The sequence below is a fragment of the Glutamicibacter creatinolyticus genome, assembly GCF_006094275.1.
Taxonomy (GTDB): Bacteria; Actinomycetota; Actinomycetes; order Actinomycetales; family Micrococcaceae; genus Glutamicibacter; species Glutamicibacter creatinolyticus.
Map to the genome: position 1 here is coordinate 853178 of NZ_CP034412.1, position 21340 is coordinate 874517.

At 64.4% G+C, this 21340-nt stretch carries 21 protein-coding genes and 2 tRNA genes; 18 read left to right on the forward strand and 5 right to left on the reverse strand.

The window, feature by feature from the left end; translation table 11 throughout:
* Positions 1-94: 94 nt before the first annotated feature.
* From GcLGCM259_RS03895 to GcLGCM259_RS03930, 8 genes are all read left to right on the forward strand, one after another.
* A complete protein-coding gene (locus GcLGCM259_RS03895) occupies positions 95-1177 on the forward strand; it encodes a glycosyltransferase family 4 protein (protein WP_138925831.1) in 1083 nt (360 codons plus the stop codon).
* Between the two features lie 123 nt (positions 1178-1300).
* A tRNA-Asn gene (locus tag GcLGCM259_RS03900) sits at positions 1301-1373 on the forward strand.
* Between the two features lie 199 nt (positions 1374-1572).
* On the forward strand, positions 1573-2073 hold the full coding sequence (locus tag GcLGCM259_RS03905) for a mycothiol transferase (protein ID WP_138925832.1): 501 nt from the start codon (positions 1573-1575) through the stop codon (positions 2071-2073).
* Positions 2074-2393: 320 nt separating this feature from the next.
* The gene (locus GcLGCM259_RS03910; RefSeq protein WP_138925833.1) at positions 2394-3236 is read left to right on the forward strand and encodes a phage holin family protein; all 843 of its coding nucleotides are present in this window, start codon (positions 2394-2396) and stop codon (positions 3234-3236) included.
* A gap of 151 nt (positions 3237-3387) precedes the next feature.
* Positions 3388-4311 carry a DMT family transporter gene (locus tag GcLGCM259_RS03915; protein ID WP_138925834.1) on the forward strand — a complete coding sequence of 308 codons (924 nt, stop codon included), beginning with the start codon at positions 3388-3390 and terminating at the stop codon, positions 4309-4311.
* A 40-nt stretch (positions 4312-4351) separates the two neighbouring features.
* Positions 4352-5545: a glycosyltransferase gene (locus GcLGCM259_RS03920; protein WP_138925835.1), complete on the forward strand. Its 1194-nt coding sequence runs from the start codon at positions 4352-4354 to the stop codon at positions 5543-5545.
* Between the two features lie 91 nt (positions 5546-5636).
* Positions 5637-5710, forward strand: a tRNA-Ile gene (locus tag GcLGCM259_RS03925).
* A 174-nt stretch (positions 5711-5884) separates the two neighbouring features.
* On the forward strand, positions 5885-6706 hold the full coding sequence (locus GcLGCM259_RS03930) for an SGNH/GDSL hydrolase family protein (protein ID WP_138925836.1): 822 nt from the start codon (positions 5885-5887) through the stop codon (positions 6704-6706).
* A gap of 76 nt (positions 6707-6782) precedes the next feature.
* On the opposite strand, the gene GcLGCM259_RS03935 is transcribed toward GcLGCM259_RS03930, so the two are convergent.
* Positions 6783-7304 (reverse strand): M23 family metallopeptidase, encoded by a 522-nt coding sequence (locus GcLGCM259_RS03935; protein WP_138925837.1) that lies wholly within the window; start codon positions 7302-7304, stop codon positions 6783-6785.
* Between the two features lie 388 nt (positions 7305-7692).
* Between GcLGCM259_RS03935 and rpsB the strand changes: the two genes are divergently transcribed.
* The 6 genes from rpsB (at position 7693) to GcLGCM259_RS03965 (ending at position 12798) form a co-directional block, all read left to right on the forward strand.
* The gene (gene rpsB / locus GcLGCM259_RS03940; protein ID WP_138173406.1) at positions 7693-8541 is read left to right on the forward strand and encodes a 30S ribosomal protein S2; all 849 of its coding nucleotides are present in this window, start codon (positions 7693-7695) and stop codon (positions 8539-8541) included.
* 146 nt (positions 8542-8687) lie between these two features.
* Entirely contained in the window at positions 8688-9524 is an 837-nt protein-coding gene (gene tsf, locus GcLGCM259_RS03945) for a translation elongation factor Ts (protein ID WP_138173404.1), read from the forward strand.
* Positions 9525-9777: 253 nt separating this feature from the next.
* On the forward strand, positions 9778-10500 hold the full coding sequence (gene pyrH / locus GcLGCM259_RS03950; protein ID WP_138173402.1) for a UMP kinase: 723 nt from the start codon (positions 9778-9780) through the stop codon (positions 10498-10500).
* 102 nt (positions 10501-10602) lie between these two features.
* Entirely contained in the window at positions 10603-11160 is a 558-nt protein-coding gene (gene frr / locus GcLGCM259_RS03955; RefSeq protein ID WP_138173400.1) for a ribosome recycling factor, read from the forward strand.
* Positions 11160-12104, forward strand: a complete 945-nt coding sequence (locus GcLGCM259_RS03960; protein ID WP_138925838.1) for a phosphatidate cytidylyltransferase — start codon at positions 11160-11162, stop codon at positions 12102-12104. Before frr ends, GcLGCM259_RS03960 begins: the two co-directional genes overlap by 1 nt.
* 121 nt (positions 12105-12225) lie before the next feature.
* A complete protein-coding gene (locus tag GcLGCM259_RS03965; RefSeq protein ID WP_138173396.1) occupies positions 12226-12798 on the forward strand; it encodes a DivIVA domain-containing protein in 573 nt (190 codons plus the stop codon).
* Positions 12799-12919: 121 nt separating this feature from the next.
* On the opposite strand, the gene GcLGCM259_RS03970 is transcribed toward GcLGCM259_RS03965, so the two are convergent.
* From GcLGCM259_RS03970 to GcLGCM259_RS03985, 4 genes are all read right to left on the reverse strand, one after another.
* Positions 12920-14395 carry a sodium/solute symporter gene (locus GcLGCM259_RS03970; protein WP_138925839.1) on the reverse strand — a complete coding sequence of 492 codons (1476 nt, stop codon included), beginning with the start codon at positions 14393-14395 and terminating at the stop codon, positions 12920-12922.
* Positions 14392-14766, reverse strand: coding sequence for a hypothetical protein (locus tag GcLGCM259_RS03975; RefSeq protein ID WP_246049752.1), 375 nt, complete (start codon positions 14764-14766; stop codon positions 14392-14394). The genes GcLGCM259_RS03970 and GcLGCM259_RS03975 overlap by 4 nt, the downstream gene beginning before the upstream one ends.
* Positions 14763-15479 carry a LytR/AlgR family response regulator transcription factor gene (locus GcLGCM259_RS03980; RefSeq protein WP_138173390.1) on the reverse strand — a complete coding sequence of 239 codons (717 nt, stop codon included), beginning with the start codon at positions 15477-15479 and terminating at the stop codon, positions 14763-14765. The genes GcLGCM259_RS03975 and GcLGCM259_RS03980 overlap by 4 nt, the downstream gene beginning before the upstream one ends.
* Before the next feature lie 77 nt (positions 15480-15556).
* On the reverse strand, positions 15557-16738 hold the full coding sequence (locus GcLGCM259_RS03985; RefSeq protein ID WP_138925840.1) for a sensor histidine kinase: 1182 nt from the start codon (positions 16736-16738) through the stop codon (positions 15557-15559).
* Between the two features lie 198 nt (positions 16739-16936).
* Between GcLGCM259_RS03985 and GcLGCM259_RS03990 the strand changes: the two genes are divergently transcribed.
* The 4 genes from GcLGCM259_RS03990 (at position 16937) to GcLGCM259_RS04005 (ending at position 21337) form a co-directional block, all read left to right on the forward strand.
* A complete protein-coding gene (locus tag GcLGCM259_RS03990) occupies positions 16937-17281 on the forward strand; it encodes a DUF485 domain-containing protein (protein WP_054821422.1) in 345 nt (114 codons plus the stop codon).
* Positions 17282-18904: a monocarboxylic acid transporter gene (locus tag GcLGCM259_RS03995; RefSeq protein WP_138173386.1), complete on the forward strand. Its 1623-nt coding sequence runs from the start codon at positions 17282-17284 to the stop codon at positions 18902-18904.
* Positions 18905-19654: 750 nt separating this feature from the next.
* On the forward strand, positions 19655-20434 hold the full coding sequence (locus GcLGCM259_RS04000; protein ID WP_246049755.1) for a PIG-L deacetylase family protein: 780 nt from the start codon (positions 19655-19657) through the stop codon (positions 20432-20434).
* Positions 20435-21337: an ATP-grasp domain-containing protein gene (locus tag GcLGCM259_RS04005; protein ID WP_138925842.1), complete on the forward strand. Its 903-nt coding sequence runs from the start codon at positions 20435-20437 to the stop codon at positions 21335-21337.
* The last annotated feature ends 3 nt before the right edge of the window (positions 21338-21340 follow it).

The following is a 21340-nucleotide window of genomic DNA, read 5'->3' on the forward strand; positions in this document are numbered from 1 at the left end:
GTCCAGGAAAGAGCGGTGGCGCAACAGGTAACGGTCCGGATCAGCCACTAATGTGGAGAGGGTTGAGACCAGCGAACGTAAGGCGACCCGAAGAGTGAAACTCGTCATCGATGCCCGCTATACCCGTATCAATCACCATGATGGCATCAGCCGGTATACGGCAGGTTTGATTGAGGCCGTGAGCAAGCGGGCGGATGTCACCATGCTCGTCAGCGATCTGCGCCAATTATCGATGTTGCCCGACGTTCCCTACCTGAAGGTCACTTCTCCCACCTCGCCCCTGGAACCACTGGTGGCGTTGCAGGTCAACAAACTGCGTCCGGACGTCGTGTTTTCACCCATGCAGACGATGGGAACGCTGGGTCGCAAGTTCCCGGTGATCCTCACCCTGCATGACCTGATTTACTATGCGCACCCGAGGGCGCCCAAGTTTCTGCCGGCTCCCATCCGGGTGGGCTGGTTTCTGTTCCATCAGGTGTATTGGCCACAGCGGCTGCTGCTCAATCGGGCGGATGCGGTTGCCACGGTCTCCAACACCACTGCCGGGCTGATGAAACGCCATCGGTTGACCAGGAAGCACATTGGGCTGGTGTCTAATGCGCCCACCGGCCAGGCGGCTCCGCGAGCCCAGGATGTGAAGCCGGAAAAGTCCCTGCTGTATATGGGCTCGTTCATGGAATACAAGAACGTGGAGACCCTGATTAGGGCGATGGCCTGCTTGCCGGAGCACAGCTTGCATCTGCTCAGTCCAATCAGCGCTGCGCGGCGCAGCGAACTGGAGGCGTTGATTCCCGCGAGCGCAACGGTGATCTTCCATGACGGGGTCAGTGAAGAGGCGTATCAGGAACTGTTGGCCCAATGCACGGCCCTGGTCACTCTGTCCCGGGAGGAAGGCTACGGTTTGCCGCTGGTGGAGGCGATGAGCGTTGGGACTCCGGTTGTGGTGACGAACATGCCGATCTTTAGGGAAGTCGCGCAGGAAGCGGCACTCTACGTGGATCCGGATGACGCCCCGGGATTTGCCCGGCAGATCCAGCGTCTAGATGACTGGGAAGTGTGGAAGGAATATTCGCAGCGATCCCTCGAACGGGCCGCCGATTACTCATGGGACGAATCTGCCGAACAACTGATCGATCTGGCCCAGTTAGCGATCACTGAATACCGGAAGCGGAAATAAGACCACTGCCTGGTTTTTCGGGCTTTCATAACGGTCGACCGGGCCGAGAAACAATGTCGGTGACGCTCCATTGCTGGATTTGGAAACGGGTCTTGGCCAGTGCTAAGATATTACACGTTGCGATCCTCCATAGCTCAATAGGCAGAGCATTCGACTGTTAATCGAAGGGTTGTTGGTTCAAGTCCAACTGGAGGAGCTTTGAAAGGCCCTGATCCGTGTTTTACGGATCAGGGCCTTTGTCATTTCCCCCTGATCTACCTCCTGCCCGGCGGGCTTTTGGGGCCCAGGCCGGAGGCGGATCATCCTAAGCCGCAGCAAAACGTGAGCTCAAAGGCCTATCTTCGGCGCGGGGATCGCTCCTACGATGGGCATACACCACGAAAAGGGGAGATGACATGAACTCCGTTGAAGTCCTCAAGGACTTGGCCTACCGTCCGCTCGAAGCCGCAAAATCCATTGAAGACCAGCTCACCGCCGAGAACCTGAACTGGCACCCCGGCCACGACAACTCCATCGCGTGGCTTCTGTGGCATTCAGCACGGGAAATCGATGTTCAGCTTTCCCAGCTCAGCGGCAAGGAGCCGGTGTGGACGGCGCAGGGCTACCAAGAGCGCTTCGACCTGTCTCTCGCCGAGGATGACATGGGTTTCGGGCACAGCCCCGAACAGGCGCGCAGCGTCATCGTCGAGGATCCGCGCCTGTTGATGGAGCACCTCGAAGCCGTGATCAACGCCCAGCTGGACTACCTCAATGTTCTTAGCGACGGTGAGCTGGCGCAGATTGTGGACCGGCGCTGGGAGCCGCCGGTCAGCCGTGGGGCCAGGCTGCTCAGCATTTCATTGGATGCCTTCGCCCACGTTTCCCAGGCACAGTACATCCTGGGGATCCAGCGCTAGGAAACGAAGCGGTGAACAAGCCGCGAAGAGGCAATGAATCCTCGCGCGATGCCGCCCAGGGGACTGTTGGCCCGCATCCCGGCCGAGCGCCGATTCACACCCGAATTCTGTTCGGGGAATTGATCAAACCCTCCAATCTGCTGGTAAATGCCGGAAATGCGGGTTCATTAGACGATAGACTGGCGAATCGATGATACGTACAGCGCAAGTTGGGGGTTCTCATACCGTGGGTTTACCTCTTGAGGCTGAGTCCGAATCAGCGGCCGGGGTGTTAGTTTTGAACCACCGGTCGCTTGGCGATCGAGAAAACTGGAGAAACCATGTCTGAAGAAGGATCGACGCGAGTAGGCGGAAATCTGAAAACCAGCATCAAGAATGCCAAGGAGCAGGTAGAGGGGCTCAAGGAGCTGGTCCCACAGCAGCTGTCCGATGAGGCGAAGCTGGCGACCACCCTCCTGAAAGACAAGGGCATCCGCATGGGCGTCGCTGTCGGCCTTGCCGTGGGCGCGCTGGTTGTGCTGTTGCTGTTTGTGATCGCTGTAGTGGTCACCCTGGTCAACGTGTTGGCAATTTGGTTGCCCGGATGGGCTGCCGCGCTGATTGTTGCCGGGTTCTTCCTGCTTGTCGCTTTGATTCTGGGCTTGGTGGGCTACCGCAAGATCAAGAAGGCGCTGCCGCTGACTCCGGACGCTGCGATTCGAGGCATCCGCCACGATATCGGCGTGCTGAAGGAAGGCAGCGAGTTCGACGAGTCGAGCCTGGATGAACCGTGCAAGAAGAAGTCCAAGGACGACGAGCACGACAAGGACGGCAAGGACAAGGAACCGAAGCCTCCGGCACCGAGCGCCGACGAACTGATCCTGCGCACCAAGCGCCGCCGCCGCCAGATCCAGGCGCTGCGTGACAACCTCGAAGAGAGCATGCGCGGCCCAAAAGCTAAGGTCGATCGCGCCCGTCGCATGGCCGACCAGGCGGGGTCGACTGTCTCGGACGCCGCGGCGAAGGCCCGCAGCTTCGTACTGCCCTCCTCCACCACGGGGGTGCAGACCGATCAGGAACGCGCCACCCAGGAGCGGATGGAGAAGGCCAAGCCCTTCGCGCTGATCGGTGCCGGTGCGCTGGCGCTCGTCGGCGTGCTGCGCAAGCTGCTGCGTAAGTCCTAGCCTGCTTCGGATGCCGGCTGCCCCGGGCGGGGCAGCCGGCCCGGTCTGACGACCAAGGTCCACTCCAGTAACTGAATGTTCGCGACCAGACCGGGCGGACACCAGTGGGTTGACGTCGTTGCCGGTCACGAGCTGAGGAGATAGCACGGCCATGGTTTGGACCGCTGTAGCTGCCGCGTTATGTGGCGCTGTATGCCTGGCCTTCGGCGCACACTGGCAATCCGGGGCGGTGCGGACGCAAACCGGCGGGCTGAACCTTTCCTGGGGCAACATTCCGGCACTGCTGGCCAACCGACGCTGGGTATTGGGTACCCTGCTGCTGGGTGCCGGCACCGTGCTGAACGTCTACGCCCTGGCCAGCGCCCCGCTGACCGTTGTCCAGCCCATCGGCGCCATCGCGCTGGTGATCACCGCGGTGGTCAACGCGAAGGAAAACAACCTGAAGATGAACCGGCCCACGGTGCTGGCAATCGTCAGCTGCATGGTCGGTTCGGTGGGCTTCGTGCTGCTGGCCATCAACGTCACCACCCGCAACAGCGACGCCTCCCCGCAGCAGACCCTGCTGATCGAGATGATCCTCTCCGTACTGGTGGTCTTCTTCGCCGTCTTCGGTTTCCTGGGACGCCACAAGTTTGGGCCGTTCTTCTACATCGCCGGGGCAGGGGTACTCTTCGGGTTCGTGGCGGTGTTGGTGCGCACCATCGCCATCGCGCTGATGCACCTGGAAGAGTTCAAGTTCGCGAACCTGCCCTGGCTGGCCCTGGGATTCGTGGTGATCGCCGGGCTGCTGGGCTCCTACTTCGTGCAGAACGCCTATTCCAAGGGCCCGCCGGACTTGGTGATTGCGGGGTTGACCGTGATCGACCCGATCATCGGCATCGCCATCGGCATCTCGATCCTGAACGAACTGCGCCCGGATGTGCCAGGAGTCATCGGCGTGGTGATGGGCATCGCCGGCCTGCTGGCCATCGTCGGGGTGGTGGCCCTGTCAAAGCACCATCCAGATGTGATTGAACAACGCGCCAAGAAGGCTGCCGCCGGGGGAATGGACAAGCGTGACGACGCCGACAACTGAACTGATAACTGACCACACGCCTACAAGCAAGGAAGACTGCGTGGCCGAGGAAAAACCGTTGACCATCGTCATTGCCGCCGACACCTACCCGCCGGATGTCAATGGCGCGGCGACGTTCTGCTACCGGTTGGCCACCGCGATGCATTCGCGCGGTCATCGGGTCCATGTGCTGGCCAGCCGGGGAAACAAGGGAAAAACCTACACCGAGGTGCGTCCCGAGGCGATCGTGCACCGGCTCGAATCCCACGCCGTGCCCACCCACGACTACTTCCGCATCACCTACCCGTGGGAGGTCAACAAGCAGATCCAGCGGCTGCTGCGGGAGATCGGGCCCGATGCGATTCATGCCCAAAGCCACTACATGATCGGCCGGGCTGCGCTGTCCTACGGGCGCAGCAAGAATATCCGCACCGTGGCGACCAATCACCTGATGCCGGAGAACCTGAACCCGTTCCTGCCCTTCCCGCAGTGGTTCAACAACCTGTACTTCCGCTACTCCTGGTGGGACATGGGCAGGGTCTTCAACCGCGCCGAGGTGATCACCACCCCCACCCCCTTGGCGGCCAAGGCGATGCGCGAACGCGCCGGCCTGACCCGGGTGCGCCCGCTGTCCAATGGCATTGAGGTGGGCAACTACGAGCTCACCGAAGGTGAGAGCGTGCTGCGCAATGAACAACCCACCATCCTGTTCGTCGGGCGCCTGGCCGTGGAGAAGAACGTCAACGAACTGATCGAGGCACTGCCGCTGATGAGGCAGGTGCCCAACGCCGTACTGGAGATCGTTGGCGGCGGCGAACAGCGCAGCAAGCTTGAACAGGTGGCCAAGGAACAGGGCGTGGCGGACCGGGTCAAGTTCTTCGGGCACATCAGCGACGAGGAATTGCGCGAGGCCTACCTGCGCTGTGACCTATTCTGCCAGCCGGGCACCGCCGAACTGCAGTCCCTGGTCACCTTGGAGGCGCTTTCGGCCTCCAAGCCCGTGGTCCTGGCCAACGCGTTGGCGCTGCCGCATTTGGTGGATGAAGGGATCAACGGCTACATGTTCCAGCCCGGTGACCGCAAGGACCTGGCCGAAAAGCTGGATCGCATCCTGTCACTGGATGAGACGGAGCGCGAGCGGATGGGCAGGGCCGGGCACCGCAAGGTCATGAACCACGCCCAGAAGAACACAATGGACGCCTTCGAGGGCATCTACCGCCGCATGCTCGACGGCTCGGAACAGGTGTGGGACTAAAATCGCGTGACACCCAGTTCCAGGAACCGGATGGTTATGCTCTAGAATATTTCGAGTGTGCTCAACCCCCTGGATGGTTTGCAGCTCATGTGGGGCGTTAGCTCAGTTGGTTAGAGCAGGGGACTCATAATCCCTTGGTCGCCGGTTCAAGTCCGGCACGCCCTACGAATAGAACACCGGATGCGCTGTGAAGACAGTCATCCGGTGTTTCGCATTCTCAGGCGCTGCCCCTGGCAGGGTTGAGCGACAGGGCAAGGCCGTGGCGCACCCACGTCGCGACACTGATTGTTCGAGCGTTCGTTGCCTGCCCGTCACGTTGCCTGCCTAGCCTGAATCTTCATGGGCCGGCTTTTTGTTGCGATTGGTGATTCCTTTACCGAGGGCGTGGGGGACTGGGATCCGAGATTTCCCAATGGAGTGCGAGGCTGGGCCGATCGGGTCGCGAAGCAGCTGTCCAAACAGGATCCGCAGTGGCGTTACGCCAATCTGGCGATCCGCAGCCGCCGGCTGGAACGCATCGTCTGCGAACAGGTTGAACCGGCGCTGGCCATGAAGCCGGACGTCATCAGCTTCTACGCCGGCGGCAACGACATCATGGAGCTGCGCAAGGACATGGCGCAGCTGCTCCACTGCTACACCCAGGCCGTGCACCGGCTTGCCGGCTCCGGCGCCCAGGTTCTGCTCTTCACCGGTTTTGACATCCCGGTCCATCCGCTGCTGGCCCCGTTGAAGCGACGCAACTGGAAGTTCAACGAGCGGGTGCGTGAACTGGCCGAACAGTATCCTTCGACCGTGACGCTCGTGGACTACTGGACGTGGAACGCCTACCGGGATCGGCGGATGTGGGACACCGACAAGTTGCACATGAACCGAGCCGGGCACCGCTATATGGCGATTCGCATCCTGGAGATCCTGGGTGAAAACCACCGGCTCTCCTTCGTGCCATTCGACACCCCCGAACGGATGGGTCTGTTGCAGGCCACGCAGCGCGATGTTGAGTGGCTGCGCCAATGGGTGCTGCCCATGTTCGGCCGGCGGATGCGCGGCATCACCCTGGGCGACACCCTGCAGCCCCGTTGGCCTGAACCGATGTATCCGGCCAGGGGCATGAAGAAGCAGTATCGGAAGCGGCTGGCGCGCCAAAGCATCCAACTGCCCTGAGCCGAACCGGTGCAGCCGAACTCCTCCTGAGCCGGGCAGGGGATTCGTTGGCAGCAGCGGCACCGGAACAGCTGCATCAGTGCAGGGGAAGCAGGATCGAGGGGCGCAAGTCTTCGATCAACAACGCCGGGTCAATGTACTCGCCATTCAGCCGCACACCCCAATGCAGGCACCGGCCATCGCAGTGGGCGCCGGAGGCCACCTCACCGATGACTTCCCGTTCCCGCACCGCATCTCCGACCCGCAAGGATGAGGTCACCGGCTCAAAACTGGATTTGAAACCCTGCCCGTGATCGAGGACGATGACCGGCCGGTCCACGATGAACCCGCGATAGGACACCACCCCGCCCTGCGGGGCGAGCACGCTGATGCCGGCCGCCGCCTTTAGATCGACCCCGCGGTGGCCGGGCAACCAGGTCTGCGCCGGACCATCAAATTCACGCAGCACCTGCACATCCCCGGACAGCGGCCAGTGCCATGGCTGATCGAATTCGCCCGCCGTGCCGGAGGGCACCGTGGGCGGGAGGGGGGAGAGGGCCAGCAACACCGCCAAGAGCGGAAGGACGGCCAGGGACCGGAATCTGCGAAACTTTTTCATGCCTCCACCGTGGAGCCGCGTACCCCGGCCCGGGCGATGGCGGCGACGCAATGTGGGTAACCGGTGTCACTGGATCCACCGGCCCCTGGGCACTGGAGCGCGTGGAGCCGTGTAGTACACTTGGAACTGCAGTTTCGTGCGACAGGTGTGCCCAAAACACCGGTCGCGGATGCGGAATTGACTTCGCGTGCCACGTTTCACGATTCATTTTGTGTCTAGGCCCCAGAGGTCCGAGCAATCGGTGGGGTCAGCCCGCCTGCCGCGTGCAGGCGTGAACGTAGCACTAGGGCGTATGGCCACCAGGGCCTTGCGCGGAAAACCCAAACAACTAGGGCAGTTACCGCGGTCGAAAACCGGCCGGTCCGCTACTGCCGGAAGGAGTTGCGACATGCCAGTCGTAACCATGCGAGAGCTGCTGAACAGCGGCGTCCACTTCGGCCACCAGACCCGTCGCTGGAACCCGAAGATGAAGCGTTTCATCCTGACCGAGCGCAACGGCATCTACATCATCGACCTGCAGCAGTCGCTGTCGTTCATCGACCGCGCCTACGACTTCGTCAAGCAGACCGTCGCCCACGGCGGCTCGATCCTGTTTGTCGGCACCAAGAAGCAGGCTCAGGAAGCCATTGCCGAGCAGGCCACCCGCGTCAACCAGCCTTACGTGAACCACCGCTGGCTGGGCGGCATGCTGACCAACTTCTCGACCGTTTCCAAGCGCGTGCAGCGCATGAAGGAACTGGAAGAGATCAACTTTGAGGATGTTGCCGGTTCGGGCCACACCAAGAAGGAACTGCTGCTGCTCAAGCGCGAGCTGACCAAGCTGCAGAACAACCTTGGTGGTATCCGCAACCTGAACCGCACTCCGTCGGCAATCTGGATCGTTGACACCAAGAAGGAACACCTGGCCATCGACGAAGCCCAGAAGCTGGGCATCCCGGTGGTTGCCATCCTGGACACCAACTGCGATCCGGACGAAGTCACCTACCCGATCCCGGGCAACGACGACGCCATCCGCTCCGTCAACCTGCTCACCCGCGTTGTCGCCGACGCTGTTGCCGATGGCCTGATCGCCCGCAACAACAAGGCTGCCGGCAAGGCCGAGGGTGCCGCAGAGCCGATGGCCGAGTGGGAGCGCGAGCTGCTCGAAGCCGGTGCCAAGGAAGAGGCTTCGAAGGAAGAGGCCCCCAAGGCCGAGACCGCTACCGAGGAAGCTGCTGAAAAGCCAGCCGCCGAGTAGTCACCTGAATGACTCATGGAGTTTGTCCGTTGATGCTACGTTGAGATCAAGGGCGTAACTCCAGACCCTCTCGTGGGACGGGCCGGGACACCGACCCGTCCCACGAGCGAAATAACTTGAAACCTCCTAGTGAATGGGGAACGCACGTGGCAAACTACACCGCTGCTGATATCAAGGCACTGCGCGAGCGCACCGGCGCCGGCATGATGGACGTGAAGAAGGCCCTGGACGAGGCCAACGGTGACGCCGAGAAGGCCATCGAGATCATCCGCATCAAGGGCCTGAAGGGCGCCACCAAGCGCGAAGGCCGTTCGACCGCTGAGGGCCTGGTGGCCGCCAAGGTCGAGGGCAACGCCGGTGTCATGATCGAGATCAACTGCGAGACCGACTTCGTGGCCAAGAACGACAAGTTCATCGAGCTGGCCAACAAGGTTCTGGATGCCGCCGTGGCTTCCGGCGCCGCCGATGTGGATGCCCTGCTGGCTTACGAGCTGGATGGCAAGACCGTGGGCGACGTTGTTGTTGAAGAGGGCGCCGTGCTGGGCGAGAAGGTCGTCGTGCGCCGTGTGGCCCGCGTCGAGGGCACCAAGGTTGCCGCCTACCTGCACAAGACCAGCAAGGACCTGCCGGCCCAGGTTGGCGTGCTGCTGGCCGTTGACTCGGACTCCGAGGCTGCCGCCACCGCCGCCCACGACGTGGCCGTGCACACCGCAGCGATGGCCCCGACCTACCTGAGCCGCGACGAGGTTCCGGCCGAGCGCGTCCAGGACGAGCGCCGCATCGCCGATGAGACCGCGCGTGCCGAGGGCAAGCCGGAGAAGGCCCTGGAAAAGATCGTGGAAGGCCGCCTGACCGGTTTCTTCAAGGAAATCGTGCTGGTGGACCAGGCCTTCGCCAAGGACGCCAAGAAGTCCGTCGGCCAGATCTTCGAAGAGGCCGGCACCAAGCCGGTCGCGTTCGCACGCTTCCGCGTCGGCGCCTAACACGGGCAGCGATCCGCAGCTAGCATAGCCGCCCGGCACGGGCGGCGGGAATCAGGAGGGGAGGTGAGCACCGAGCATACTCGGTGACTCGCCTCCCCTTTCCCACGCCCGGACTCCATCCATACCGGCCGCACCGGCCACCCCAGACCCCCTGCCCCGACGACGGGACGCCCGCCCGGCATCCGGGCCCGCGCCTCGTAGCGGGGACACATCGACCAGCCGCAAGCACTACCATCCTCCAGGAGCAAAACTGATGGTCCCTACCGATACCCCCAAGCGTCGCCGCGTCCTTCTCAAGCTGTCCGGGGAGGTGTTCGGCGGCGGCAATGTCGGCGTGGACCCGACCACCGTGCGCGGCGTGGCCGAGCAGATCGCCCAGACCGTGGGCGAGGTTGAAACCGCGATCGTGGTCGGCGGCGGCAACTTCTTCCGCGGCGCCGAACTCTCGGCCGCCGGCATGGACCGCTCCCGCGCGGACTACATGGGAATGCTGGGCACCGTGATGAACTGCCTGGCGCTGCAGGACTTCTTGGAGCAGTGCGGGGTGGAAACCCGCGTGCAGTCGGCCATCTCCATGGCCCAGGTGGCGGAGAACTACATTCCGCGCCGCGCCATCCGCCACATGCAGAAGGACCGTGTGGTGATCTTCGGTGCCGGGGCCGGGCTGCCCTATTTCTCCACCGACACCGTCGCCGCCCAGCGCGCCCTGGAAGTGGACGCCGACGAGGTGCTGATGGCCAAGAGCGGCGTTGACGGGGTGTACACCGCGGACCCGAAGAAGGACCCGACCGCCCAGAAGCTGCAGACCCTGACCTACAACGACGCGCTGGTGCGCAACATCCGAGTGATGGACCAGACCGCGATGACCATGTGCCAGGACAACAACCTGAACATGCTGGTCTTCGGCATGGAAGGCGAAGGCAACGTCGCGGCCGCGATCCGCGGCGAACGGATCGGCACCACGGTCACGCCGTAGCCCATCGTGGCATAGGATTGAACTAGTTTGAATTGCCAAAGCCCGGTGGCACCGATGTGAAACCGGGTTTTGGTCCAGCCAAAGGACCCTGAAGGAGTACCGGTGATTGAGGAAACTCTGGCGGAAGCCGCCGAGAAAATGGAACGCACCATCGAGGCCGCCAAGGAAGACTTCGCGAACATCCGCACCGGGCGTGCCCACCCCGGAATGTATTCCAAGGTGATGGTCGACTACTACGGTTCGCCCACCCCGCTGCAGCAGCTGGCATCCTTCGCGGTGCCCGATGCGCGTACCATCATGATCACCCCCTACGACGTCTCCGCGCTGCGCGAGATTGAAAAGGCGCTGGGCGACTCGGAGGTCGGGGCCAACCCGTCCAACGACGGCAAGACCATCCGCGTGGTGCTGCCGGTGCTCACCGAGGAACGCCGCAAGGAATACGTGAAGCTGGCCCGCACCAAGGGTGAGGACTCCAAGGTCGGTATCCGCAACCACCGTCGCAAGGCCAAGGAAGCCATCGACAAGATGGTCAAGGACGGCGAAGTCGGTGAGGACGACGGTAACCGCGGTGAAAAGGACCTCGACGCGCTGACCAAGAAGCACACCGAGGCCATCGACGATTTGCTCAAGCGCAAAGAAGCAGAGCTGCTGGACGTCTAATGCCAGACCAGCCAGACCCGGTCGGCGGCACCGCAGCGCAGGTTCCGCCAACCGACTCGGGCCCTCGTGCGCCGCGCACGCGGCGTGAGCTGCGCGCCGCCGAACAGGCGGCGGCAGCCAGCAAATCCAAGGCCGGACGCGACCTGCCCGCCGCCATCGCGGTGGGCCTGGTGCTGCTGGGCGCGGTCCTGGTGGGACTGTTCTGGTTCCCGCTGGCGCTGCTGGCCATGGTGGTTGTCCTGGCCGGGCTGGGCAGCTGGGAAGTTGCCCGGGCCACCAGCCACGTGCGCACCGCCGTCCCGCTGACCCCGGTGCTGCTGGCCTGCGCCCTGCTGCCGGCGGCCGCCTACTTCGGGGGGCTGCAGGCCCTGGGCTTCGCTTACCTGGGCTCACTGCTGCTGGCGGTGCTGTTCAGGATCATGGAGGGCCTGAAGGGCGCCAGTGCCTCGATCATGGCCTCGGTCTTCATCATCAGCTGGGTGCCGCTGCTTTTGAGCTTCGCCGTCCTGCTGCTGGCCGATGAGAAGGGCCGGTGGCTGATCGCCTCGATGCTGCTGCTGGTGGTCGCCAATGACACGTTCGGCTACATTGTCGGGGTGCTGCTGGGCCGGCACCCGATGGCCCCGAAGGTTTCGCCGAAGAAGTCCTGGGAGGGCTTCGCCGGGTCCATGCTCGGCGCCATGGTGATCGGTGCCCTGTGCGCCCAGTACCTGCTGCAGATGCCGTGGTGGACCGGGCTGATCCTGGCGGTGTTCATCGTGGTGGCCGCCACCACCGGGGACCTGTCCGAATCGATGGTGAAGCGCGAACTGGGCATCAAGGACATGAGCAACCTGCTGCCCGGCCACGGCGGGGTGATGGACCGGCTGGACTCGGTGCTCTTCTCCGTTCCGCTGACCTATCTCGCCTCCCACCTCATCGATTGGGTGACCACCTACTCCTAGGACCCGCGACGGTGTGCCCCGGCCCGCGGGGCAACTCGAACGCATAGAATATTGCCGGTACCGTGCGCGGTACGACCAGGCCACGAACCAGGGCGCGAGCCAGTACGACGAAGGATGAAACGTGTCGCAGCAAGCAGATACCCCGTTTTCCCGGGTCTCCGAGCAGGAGTTCGGGTACAACATGAAGCAGGTAGACGCTTTCCTGGACCGGGCGCGGGAGACCTTCAACGGCGAGGGGTCCGATGAGACCCTGGTGACCAGCCACCTGGTGCGCCGCACCACCTTCGCCCCGCAGAAGGGCGGCTACAACGCCCGCGAGGTCGACGGGGCACTGGACCGCCTGGAGGACGTGTTTGCCAAGCGGGAACGCGATGACCTGATCGCCCACCAGGGCGAGGAGGTCTGGCTGCAGCAGGTGGGCCGGTTGGCCGCCATCCTGCGTGGCCGCCTGCACCGCTCCCACGGGGAACGCTTCCGCCGCCCCTCGCGCTCCAACGCCGCCAGCTACAACGTCGAGGACGTTGACCGGTTGTGCGACCAGCTCATCGAGTACTTCGAAAAGGACGTGCCGATGAGCGTGGACTCGGTGCGCCGCGTCGAGTTCCGCACCGCGATCGGCACCGAAGGGTACGAGGAGTCCCAGGTGGACGCGTTCCTGGACCGCGTCGTGGAACTGATGGCCTCGATCGACTAGCACCGCAACGAACAAGAGCGCGGCGGGCCGCCCCTGGCATGGGGCGGCCCGCCGCGCTCTTTTCCTGCCTCCAGCTCACCACATCACGGCGCTGAACGCCGGTGATCCGGTGAGGGTGGGGTCAGTCGCTCAGGGCGCTGCGTTCGGGCACGTGCAGCCGTTCCAGGATCCGGTCCACGTTGCGCGGAACCCGTTTGGCGGTGGTCAGCGAAACCAGGACCGTGACCACGAACGCCAGCGGCACGCTCCACGCGGCCGGCTGGCGCAGCAGCGCCGCCAGCACGGACTCTGATTCGGCCAGCAGCCCGCTGACCAGCAGTGCGAGGGCGCAGCTCACCGCGCCGGTGAGCATCCCGGCCATCGCGCCAATACTGGTCAGCTGCCGCCACCAGATGCCCAGCAGCAGCAGCGGGCAGATGGTTGAGGCGGTGAAGGCGAACACGTTGCCGATCGCCCCGGCCAGCGCCAGGGAACTGGTCAACGCCGCCACCAGCAGCGGCGCCAGGGTGGCGATGACCGTGGAGATCCTGAACCCGCGCACCGTGCCGGCAAAGAACTCCTGGGACACCGCCCCGGCCAGGGAGACCACCAGGCCGGAGGTGGTGGACAGGAACGCGGCGAAGGCGCCGCCGACCACCACCGCGGTCAGCACGTCCGCGGCCCAGCCGTCAAAGATCCACTGCGGCAGCAGCAGCACCGTGGCATCGGCGTTGCCCGGGGCGTGGTGCTCGGGGGTGTAGAGCCGTCCCAGCACCCCCAGGGCCACCGGCCAGATGTAGAAGACCGACAGCAGCCCCAGGACGATGACCGTGGTGGAGCGGGCCGCCTGGCCGGTGGGGTTCGTGTAGAAGCGCACCAGCACGTGCGGCAGGCCCAGGGTGCCAAAGAGCAGGGCAATGATGATGGAAATGGTTTCGTAGAGCCCCAGGCTGCCGCCATCACCCATGCGTTCGCTCAGCTGCTGCACCCGCATCCCCGGGTCGTTGCCCGGGATGATGCGCACCAGCAACAGCACGGTGGGGATCACCAGCGCGGCCAGCTTCAGCCAGTACTGGAAGGCCTGCACGAACGTCACCGAGCGCATCCCGCCGGAGACCACGGTCAGGCACACCACCGCCGCCACGATCAGCGGCCCCACCCAGCCCGGCAGCCCGGTGGCAATCGAGAGGGTCAGCGCGGCCCCGTGCATCTGCGGGACGATGTACAGCAGGCAGATCAGCACCACCAGGTAGGTGGTCAGCTTGCGCAGCGGCAGGGAGGCGAAGCGGATCTGCGCGAAGTCCGGCAGCGTGTACGCCTGGGAGCGGCGCAGCGGCGCGGCCACAAAGAGCAGCAGCATCAGGTAGCCGGCCGTGTAGCCGATCGGGAACCACAGCCCGGACTGCCCGGAGACCACGATCAGCCCGGCCACCCCCAGGAAGGAGGCGGCCGAAAGGTATTCGCCGCCGATCGCCGAGGCGTTCCACCAGGGGCGCACGGTGCGGCTGGCGACATAGAAGTCGGAGGTGGTGCGGGACAGGCGCAGCCCGTGCACCGCCACCAGCACGGTGGCCAGGCACACCACCAGCAGGGTGAGCAGGCTGAGCACCGCCATCATCGGGCGATGCTCCGGTAGCGTTTCTCGTTGCGCACCGCGGAGATGTTGTACAGCACCCCGGCGATCAGGATCAGCGGGTACACCCCCAGCCCCAGGATCCACCAGGGCAGCGGGATGCGCGCCAGGGTGATCTGGGAAATCTGCGGCCAGTAGGAGAGCAGCACCGTGATGCCCACCAGCAGGACGATGATCCCGCTGGCCACCGAGACCGCCAGGCGCAGCTGGGAACGGATCAGCTGGCGCACATAGAAGTTCTCGGCGCTGTGCTCGGCGGAGGGAACCTGCAGGTCCACGGCGGCATCCGCCGGGGCCTGGACCCGAACCCGGGCCGGGCGCTGGGCGGTGAAGTGCGCATCGGGATCCTGGCTCACAGTGGCCGCACCCGGTTGGCCGAGAGCTTCTCGCGCAGGTAGGGCAGCGCCCGGCGGGAGATGGGCAGTTCCACGCCGTTGACCAGGACCGAGGCCTTGCCGGTGGCGAGCTTGACGGTCTGCACGTGTTCCATGTTCACCAGGTAGGAGCGGTGGATGCGCACGTAGCCGGCCGGGCCCCACTGGGTTTCCAGGTCGTTGAGCGGCACCCGGATCAGGTAGCTGGCGTTGGGCGTGTGCAGCCGCGCGTAGTCCCCGGCCGCCTGCACGTAGGCAATGGAGTCGCGTTCGATCAGCTTGGTGACCCCGCCCTGGTCCACGGTGACCATTTCCGGTTTGGTTTGGGTGTCCTCGACCAGCTCACAGATGCGCCGCACCGACTCGGCCAGCCGCTGCGGGCGGATGGGCTTGAGCACGTAGTCCACCGCGGCCAGTTCGAAGGCCTCCAGCGCCTGGTCCTCGTCGGCGGTGACGAAGACGATGTGCGGGGGATTGGTGAAGCGGGAAATGACCCGGGCGATGTCCAGCCCGGATAACGCGGGCATGTGGATGTCCAGGAACAGGGCATCGACGTCTTCTTCCTCCAGCGCCTTCAGCGCCGCCGCCCCGGAGGTGGCCCGGAAGATCTGCCCGACCCGGGAGTCCTGGCTGAGCAGGTAGGCCAGTTCCTCGACTGCCGGCAGCTCATCGTCGGCTACTACGACATTGATCATTGTTCCAGTCTACCCAGTCGCCGCCGCGCACCCCGTTGGGTCAGGGGCCGGTTGGGGGCCGGGCCCTGCCGCGGTGGCTAGGCGCCGATCTCCGCGTCGGGCAGCGGCACGAACTTGGGGATGCGCAAGGTGATCAGGGTGCCGGCCCCGGGGGCGGTGTCGATCACCAGTCCGTGGCCCGACCCGTAGATCTGGCGCAGACGCACGTCCACGTTGCGCAGCCCCACGTGCAGGTTGGTGGTGGTCCCGGCCAGCACGCTGGAGAGCTTCTGCGGGTCCATCCCGGCCCCGTCGTCCTCGACCTGGATCATCGCGTACTGTCCCTCGTCGGTGGCGGTGATGGAGATCAGCCCGCCGTCGGGTTTGGCCTCCAGGCCGTGGCGCACCGCGTTTTCCACCAGCGGCTGCAGCGAGAGGAACGGGATCTGGGTGGGCAGCACCTCGGGGGCGATCTGCAGGGAGACCCGGATGCGCTCCCCGAACCGGGCCTTTTCCAGCAGCAGGTAGCGGTCGATCGCCTCCAACTCCTCGGCCAGGGTGGTGAAGTCCCCGCGGCGGCGGAAGGAGTAGCGGGTGAAGTCCGCGAACTCGATCACCAGTTCCCGGGCGCGGGCCGGATCGGTGTTGATGAACGAGGCGATCGCGTTCAGCGAGTTGTAGATGAAATGCGGGGAGATCTGGGCGCGCAGCGCCCGGACCTGGGCCTCGAGCAGCATCGCCTTGGACGCGTCCAGCTCGGCCAGGGACAGCTGGGCCGAAACGAAGGTAGCGACCTCGGAGACGGCGCGCACAAACCCGGCACCGGCGTGCGCGTGCACGGCGCTGACCGCACCGACTGGGGTGCCCGAACGCAGCAGCGGGGCACTGACCAGGGTGGTGCCCGGCAGCTTGTTCACCTGGGTCTTGGAGGTGGCGATCGCGTCCTTGACGGTGCCGCGCAATTCGGCGAGCACCGGCTCGGGCAGGGCCTGGCTGGTTTCAACGCCCAGCTCGGTGGCGGTATCGGAGATCACCAGGCCCTGGCAGCCCAGCAGCTTGCGCAGCGCCCGGGCCGCCTTGGCGGCACTGACCTCGTTCAGCCCCTCGGCCAGGTGCGGGACGGCGACTGACATGTGGTGCAGCGCCTGGAAGGTCGCCTGCTCGGCGTCGGTGCCCATCTCCCGGGTGGAGCGCGAAATCCGGAAGCCGAGGAACCCCACGATGGCGATCCCGATGGACGCCACGGTGACGATCAGGGTGATCTCCAAGGCTGTTGACATGCCTCAATCCTAATCACTGCGCCGCCCGGCCGACCGTTCGTCGCGCCCGGGTGTGCCGTTGGGCGCATGATCTTGACCGCTGGCCATGCATGGGGCGCCGGCTACTACCGGGCGCGCGGGGGATCACGCATAGTGAAGTCAGTCACATCGTGCGTGTGGCAGTGATCACACCGCGTGCAGAATCCAAGGAGGAGAGCAATGAGCTCCAACCCGCAACACGACGTCGCCACCGAGGTCGACTTCGTCGCGGAACAGAACTCTGAAGAGTTCGGCGAGCTGCGCAAGACACATCGCAGCTTCGTGTTCCCCATGGCCATCTTTTTCCTCGTGTGGTACTTCGCCTATGTCATCCTGGCGGACTACTTCCACGACTTCATGTCCATCAAGGTGCTGGGCAACATCAACATGGGCATCGTGCTCGGGTTGCTGCAGTTCGTTTCCACCTTCGCCATCACCGCCGCCTACGTGCGGTTCTCCAACAGCAAGCTGGACCCCAAGGCGACCAAGATCCGCGAACGCCTGGAAAAGAAGGGTGTTAAGTAGATGTCCGCATCGATGATCCTGGCCCAGGCGGCCAGCGAGACCACGGTGGGCAACCCGTGGGTGAATATTGCGATCTTCGCCGGCTTCGTTGGGGTAACCCTGGTGATCGTGCTCAAGGCGAGCAAGAACAACAAGACCGCAGCCGACTACTACGCCGGCGGCCGGTCCTTCACCGGAACACAGAACGGCACCGCTATCGCCGGTGACTACCTCTCCGCCGCCTCGTTCCTGGGCATTGTCGGGGCAATCGCGATCAACGGCTACGACGGGTTCCTGTACTCCATCGGGTTCCTGGTCGCCTGGCTGGTGGCCCTGCTGCTGGTCGCCGAACTGCTGCGCAACACCGGCAAGTTCACCATGGCCGACGTGCTCTCCTTCCGCCTGAAGCAGCGCCCGGTGCGCATCGCCGCGGCGGTCTCCACCCTGGCGGTGTGCGTGTTCTACCTGCTGGCGCAGATGGCCGGCGCCGGTGCGCTGGTCTCCCTGCTGCTGGGCATCGATGAGAAGCTGGGCCAGTCCCTGGTGATCGTGGTCGTCGGCGCGCTGATGATCCTCTACGTACTGGTCGGCGGCATGAAGGGCACCACCTGGGTGCAGATCATCAAGGCCTGCCTGCTGATTGCCGGTACCTTCGTGATGACCATCTGGACCCTGGCGCTGTTCGGCTTCAACTTCTCCGAGCTGCTGGGCACCGCCGCCGAGGTGGCGAACAACCCCGAGATCCTGAACCCGGGCCTGAAGTACGGGGTCAGCGAGACCAGCAAGCTGGACTTCATCTCCCTGGGCCTGGCCCTGGTGCTGGGCACCGCCGGCCTGCCGCACGTGCTGATGCGCTTCTACACGGTTCCCACCGCGAAGGAAGCCCGCAAGTCGGTGGTCTGGGCGATCTGGCTGATCGGTGCCTTCTACCTGTTCACCCTGGTGCTGGGCTACGGCGCCGGTGCGCTGATCGGACCGGACAAGATCCTGGCGGCCCCGGGCGGCGTGAACTCCGCGGCCCCGCTGCTGGCCTACGAACTGGGCGGCACCCTGCTGCTGGGTCTGATCTCCGCGGTCGCGTTCGCAACCATCCTGGCCGTGGTGGCCGGGCTGACCATCACCGCGGCGGCATCCTTCGCCCACGACATCTACTCCTCGGTGCTGGCCAAGGGCAAGAGCACCCCGCAGAAGGAGATGAAGGTGGCCCGCCGCACCGTGTTGGTGATCGGCGTGCTGTCCATCGCCGGTGGCATCGGTGCCCAGGGGCAGAACGTGGCCTTCCTGGTGGCCCTGGCCTTCGCGGTCGCGGCCAGCGCCAACCTGCCGACCATCCTGTACTCGCTGTTCTGGAAGGGCTTCAAGACCCGCGGGGCCCTGTGGTCCATGTACGGTGGCCTGTTCTCGGCCCTGGGCCTGATCATCATCTCCCCGGTGTTCTCCGGTTCGGAGACCTCGATGATCCCGAGCATCGACATGGCGATCTTCCCGCTGTCCAACCCGGGCATCATCTCCATCCCGCTGGCGTTCCTGCTGGGCTGGATCGGCTCGATTACCGATAAGGGCACCGAGGACGCGGTCAAGGCCGCCGAAATGGAAGTCCGTTCACTCACCGGGGTTGGCGCCGAAAAGGCCGTGGACCACTAGCGAACACCGGCTGCGTCCCGTGGGGCGCGGTCCAAAAAACACCAGAAATCCTCCGGAAGAACCAGTTAGCGGTTCCTTCCGGAGGATTTTTGCGTTGCTCTAAGGCCTGGAAATGTTTGGGGCCAAGAAAGGCGAATCCGGTTTTTCAAAGGAAAGCGCCAGCGGGAACCCAACAGTTTTTGCGGCGCGGAAAGAGGCCAGAATCACACCCAATGCTCACCCGCGCCCGCGGCACCAGGCGGGTGCGGGCAGGAGGTGGCCGACGATTGAACGCGGTAGGAATAACCGGAGAACACGCGGTACTTCGGCTTTTTCCGGGCATCATTGTCGGTGAAGCATGGCAAGATCAGTGGTGAAGAGATTATCGGTACGCGGCAGTCAGGGATTTCGTGAATGACCTGGGGGTTGTGTATAAATAGCTCAGTGGTCGCTCTCTTGCGGCCACATCCACACGTATTGGGGAATTTCGATACGTTCGGCTGATGCACCAAGGACTTGAGAGGGGTCTCAATGTCCTGCCCCGGTGCGGCTGCGCGATTTTCACTACCGCTTATTCGCGCGCAAAAAACTGTTGAACGGCATTGAATTTACATTTATTTGGGGGACTCGCACATGCCCTGGTTGTCATATTTTGCTGCCCTTTTAGGGATAGGGGCGGCGATTGGGTTGTCGCTGGAAAGCCAGCGCACCCGGCTTAGCCGTCGCTTCAGACGCGGCAAACAGCTCTATTCATTTCTTTACCTCGGTTCCTTGATCCTCACGTTCGCGAACCTGGCCAGCGCCTTCGGTTGGCTGGCCAGCCGACACCAGGCGGACCTGATCGTCCTGGTGACCCTGCTCTTTTTCTTCGTGGTCGCCGGACTGGCAATGAACTACGCCATCATCCCGGCCGTCCCCTCCGAGCAGCGTCGGGTCATCCTCGCGGTCGGTGCCCATCCCGATGACCTGGAGATCGCCTGCGGTGGGACGTTGGCCAAGCTGGCCGATGCGGGGCACGAAGTCCACGTGCTGGTGATGAGCAACGGTGCGGTAGGCGGGGACCAGGACATCCGCGGCCATGAGGCGATGCGCGGAGCGCGGTTCATGGGCGCGCTGAGCGTCAAAGCCGGCCGCCTGCCCGATACCCGGCTTTCGGAATCGTCCAACGAGATGGTCGCGCTGATCGAACAGCGCATCGGAGAACTGGATCCCGACGTGCTGTTCACCCATTCGGAGCACGACCAGCACCAGGACCACCACGCCGTGCACCTGGCCACGCTGCGCGCCGCCCGCCGGCACTCTTCGATCCTCTGCTTTGAAAGCCCCTCGGCGACCCGCAAGTTCAACCCGGCGGTGTTCATTGACATCGAGGACTACCTGGACGTGAAGGTCAACGCGGTCGCCCAGCACCAAAACCAGATGGGCAAGCCCTACATGAGCGCGGACAATGTGCGCGGCATCGCCGCCTTCCGGGGCAACCAGGCCAAAACCCAATTCGCCGAGGGATTCGAAGCCGTCCGGCTCCTTGGCTCGTCAGTAGGAGTGTTCTAGATGCGAATCCTTATCACCGGGGCCAACGGGCCCGCCGGAATGGCGTTGGGGGAACAGCTGCGCGGATCGGGGCATGAGGTGATCGGGGCGGACATGGACAACGCGCCGAACGAGTTCTACGACCTCGTCGAGAAGGTGCCGCCCTCCAATGATCCGGGCATGATTCCACGGCTGGCCGACCTGATCCACCAGCACGGGGTACAGGTGCTGCTGCCCACGGTCAGCGATGAGCTGCCGGCCGTTGCCGCCGCCCACGAGGCCGGGCAGCTGGGCTGCGTGGTCATGATTGGTGCCGCCGCGGCGGTGGACACCGCCCACGACAAGTGGCTGACGGTCACCCGGCTGATCAGCAGCGGCGTCCCGGTGCCGCGTTCGGCCCTGCCCAGCCACTTCGCCAGCACCCAGCAGGCGGTGGACGCGCTCGGCTCGCCGTTCATCCTCAAGCCGCGGGTGGCCCGGGGCGGGCGTGGGGTCAGCCTCATCGATGCGGCCGACGAACTGGATCTGGCCGAACTGGATGACAGCTGGCTGCTGCAGGAATTTGCCAGCGGCGAGGAGTACGCGCCCATGGTCTTCCACGCCGGCCCGGATTCGGGAACCGATTTTTGTGCCGTGGTCCGCAAGACCGAACTGAAGCAGGGGAAGGTCGGCAACGCCGTGGACACCGTGCGCATCGACGGGCCGGAAGCCGAGGAGATTGCCGCGCTGGCGCTGGACACGGTTCGGGCCCTGGGCCTTGAGTTCCAGGCGGATCTGGATGTGCGCCGGCTGGCCGATGGCCGGGCCGTGGTGCTGGAGGTCAACGCCCGCTTCGGCGCCAATTCGCGCCGCGCCCCGCAGCTGCTGGAACTGGTGCTGCAGCAGGCCCAGGCCTTGAGCGTTCAACCCGTGGGACGAGGCTAGGCG

Bases quoted from the DNA above. Each gene is read 5' to 3' on its own strand.
- GcLGCM259_RS03905 (WP_138925832.1), top strand. From the start codon at position 1,573: ATGAACTCCGTTGAAGTCCTCAAGGACTTGGCCTACCGTCCGCTCGAA.
- GcLGCM259_RS03910 (WP_138925833.1), top strand. From the start codon at position 2,394: ATGTCTGAAGAAGGATCGACGCGAGTAGGCGGAAATCTGAAAACCAGC.
- GcLGCM259_RS03915 (WP_138925834.1), top strand. From the start codon at position 3,388: ATGGTTTGGACCGCTGTAGCTGCCGCGTTATGTGGCGCTGTATGCCTG.
- GcLGCM259_RS03930 (WP_138925836.1), top strand. From the start codon at position 5,885: ATGGGCCGGCTTTTTGTTGCGATTGGTGATTCCTTTACCGAGGGCGTG.
- GcLGCM259_RS03935 (WP_138925837.1), bottom strand. From the start codon at position 7,304: ATGAAAAAGTTTCGCAGATTCCGGTCCCTGGCCGTCCTTCCGCTCTTG.
- rpsB (WP_138173406.1), top strand. From the start codon at position 7,693: ATGCCAGTCGTAACCATGCGAGAGCTGCTGAACAGCGGCGTCCACTTC.
- pyrH (WP_138173402.1), top strand. From the start codon at position 9,778: ATGGTCCCTACCGATACCCCCAAGCGTCGCCGCGTCCTTCTCAAGCTG.
- GcLGCM259_RS03960 (WP_138925838.1), top strand. From the start codon at position 11,160: ATGCCAGACCAGCCAGACCCGGTCGGCGGCACCGCAGCGCAGGTTCCG.
- GcLGCM259_RS03970 (WP_138925839.1), bottom strand. From the start codon at position 14,395: ATGATGGCGGTGCTCAGCCTGCTCACCCTGCTGGTGGTGTGCCTGGCC.
- GcLGCM259_RS03980 (WP_138173390.1), bottom strand. From the start codon at position 15,479: ATGATCAATGTCGTAGTAGCCGACGATGAGCTGCCGGCAGTCGAGGAA.
- GcLGCM259_RS03985 (WP_138925840.1), bottom strand. From the start codon at position 16,738: ATGTCAACAGCCTTGGAGATCACCCTGATCGTCACCGTGGCGTCCATC.
- GcLGCM259_RS03990 (WP_054821422.1), top strand. From the start codon at position 16,937: ATGAGCTCCAACCCGCAACACGACGTCGCCACCGAGGTCGACTTCGTC.
- GcLGCM259_RS03995 (WP_138173386.1), top strand. From the start codon at position 17,282: ATGTCCGCATCGATGATCCTGGCCCAGGCGGCCAGCGAGACCACGGTG.
- GcLGCM259_RS04005 (WP_138925842.1), top strand. From the start codon at position 20,435: ATGCGAATCCTTATCACCGGGGCCAACGGGCCCGCCGGAATGGCGTTG.